At 33.8% G+C, this 2,621-nt stretch carries 3 protein-coding genes; all 3 read left to right on the top strand.

Annotated features, from left to right (window positions below; translation table 11 throughout):
- Positions 1-337: 337 nt before the first annotated feature.
- On the top strand, positions 338-871 hold the full coding sequence (gene accB, locus QM536_07280; GenBank protein MDI9356805.1) for an acetyl-CoA carboxylase biotin carboxyl carrier protein: 534 nt from the start codon (positions 338-340) through the stop codon (positions 869-871).
- 12 nt (positions 872-883) lie between these two features.
- Positions 884-2,227, top strand: coding sequence for an acetyl-CoA carboxylase biotin carboxylase subunit (accC, locus tag QM536_07275; GenBank protein ID MDI9356804.1), 1,344 nt, complete (start codon positions 884-886; stop codon positions 2,225-2,227).
- Positions 2,228-2,260: 33 nt separating this feature from the next.
- The coding region (locus tag QM536_07270; protein MDI9356803.1) for a hypothetical protein at positions 2,261-2,621 on the top strand (361 nt) is incomplete at its 3' end.

Below are 2,621 nucleotides of genomic sequence, written 5' to 3'. Positions count from 1 at the left end.
TTGTATAAAATTGCCCTGCAAAAAAAGAAAGTATAAAAAAAAGTTGTTTCATTGTTGAAATAAGTGAACGATGGTGCAATATACATTTATGCAATTATGCAATATAAGATTTTTTTGAGGAAATAAAAAAATACAGCAATATGCGGCTATAGATTGTATGCTATAATAGATATCTTGTATAATTGCTTGATGAAAATATTGTATTTTTGTGTAAAACAGATAAAAAATTTATTATTTACCATACTTATACTAAAAAAAAGAAAAGAAAAGAATTTTTTATTATTTTTGGATAACAATACAATTACTCATTTTTTAACACACAAAATAAACTTTAATAATGGAAGAGCATACAGTAAAAGACACAAAAATAGTGTTACAAGAAAGTGCAAAAGTGGAAGAAATAGCGTATCTTATAGATTTGATATCTAAAAAAGATTTAGAAGAAGTAGAAATCCAAACAACTTATTGTTGGATAAAAACAAAAAAAACTGCAAGACAAGAAGTAATACCAGCGTATCAACCTGTGATGCCATCTCCTGTTTCTCATATTGGAACACCACAAATAGTGAATAGTTTACCAATAACAGAAGATATCCCCAAAAAGAAAACCGGAGAACCATCCACAGGAAATACACATAGCATAAGGTCTCCTTTCATAGGAACTTTTTACACCAGCAGTGCCCCTGGAAAACCACCATACGTATCCGAAGGAGATAAAATATCTGCTAAGCAAAAAGTTTGTACCATCGAAGCTATGAAAACTTTTAATGAATTGGAATCTGATGTCAGCGGAACCATAATAAAAATATGTGTTCAAAATGGAACCTCTGTAGAATTTGACCAAGAACTCTTTGTAGTAGATGTTTCATAAACAAAAACGTATATGTTTAAAAAAATACTTATAGCAAATAGAGGTGAAATAGCCCTCAGAATCATAAGAACATGCAAAGAAATGGGAATAAAAACTGTCGCAGTTCATTCCACTATTGATAGAGAATCTCTTCATGTAAAATTTGCTGACGAATCTGTCTGCATAGGTCCCCCTCCCAGCATAAAATCATATCTCAAAGCGTCTCATCTTATTTCTGCTGCACTTATTACAAACGCCGATGCCATTCATCCAGGATACGGTTTTTTATCAGAAAATGCTGAGTTCTCACAATTATGCGAAGACCATAAAATTAAATTTATAGGTGCAAGCCCCGCAATGATAATGGCTATGGGAGATAAAGCAACAGCAAAAAAAACAATGGAGCAAGCAGGAGTACCTATTATACCAGGTTCCAAAGGACTACTTTCTTCGGTAGAAGAAGGAAAAAAAATAGCATCTGCTATTGGTTATCCAGTGTTATTAAAAGCAACTGCGGGTGGAGGTGGAAGAGGTATGAGAGTAGTAAAAGATGAAAGCGAATTTCAAAGATATTGGGACGAAGCAAAATTAGAATCAGGAACTGCTTTTGGCAATGATGGATTATATCTAGAAAAATTTGTAGAAGAACCCCGGCATATAGAAATCCAAATCGTAGGAGACAAAAGAGGAAAAGTATGCCATCTATCAGAAAGAGATTGTTCTATACAAAGAAGACACCAAAAACTCCTAGAAGAAACCCCCTCACCTATTGTATCACAAGAATTACGAGAAAAAATGGGAGCAGCAGCCATTGCAGGTGCCGAATCTATCAAATATGAAGGTGCAGGAACTATAGAATTCCTTTTAGATAAACATAAAAATTTTTATTTTATGGAAATGAACACAAGAATTCAAGTAGAACACCCTATTACAGAGCAAGTCACCACTTTTGACCTCATAAAAGAACAAATTTTAGTAGCCTCAGGTGTAAATATATCAGGAAAAAATTATTATCCCCAACTCCACTCAATGGAATGCCGTATAAACGCCGAAGACCCACGAAATAAATTCCAACCTTGCCCAGGAAAAATAACACAACTCCACATGCCAGGAGGACACGGAATAAGGATAGACAGCCACGTATATGCCGGATATACCATACCTCCAAACTACGATTCTATGATAGGAAAACTTATTGTAACCGCTCAATCCCGAACAGAAACCATAACAAGAATGAAACGTGCTTTGAGTGAATTTGTCATAGAAGGAGTAAAAACTACTATTCCTTTTCATCTCAAACTTATGGACAATGAAAACTTCAAAGCAGGTAATTTTACTACCGCTTTCTTGGAAACATTTGATTTTACAGAACTATAACGAAGAGAGAAAAATACGTTTTACCTTCTAAATATGGAGCAACAAATAACAGAAAGTGATTTTAAAATAAAGTTTGATGGTCAGCAGCATCAAGTAGATGCACAGATTTTAATCAGCAGTTTAATCCATACAACAACCATAATTCAGGAGTTAAACAACCATTACCATACAGGTAAAAAAATTGAAATAAAAGTAAAAGCTTTGAAAGAAGGAAGCTTTTTAGTGCATATAGAATTAGTAGAAACAGCATTGGAAACACTGAAAACTCTTTTTACACAAGAGAATCTACTCTTTGCATCGGGTATTATAAGCGGGCTTGTTGGACTTATTGAAATTAAAAAACATCTCAGGGGACAGAAACCAAAAGAAATAAAGAAGGAAGGAAGGAAGGAAG

The organism is Chitinophagaceae bacterium (assembly GCA_030053935.1).
Lineage (GTDB): Bacteria > Bacteroidota > Bacteroidia > Cytophagales > JASGCU01 > JASGCU01.
Note: the sequence above shows the minus strand (reverse complement) of the source record. Positions and strands in the feature narration are given on the sequence as shown.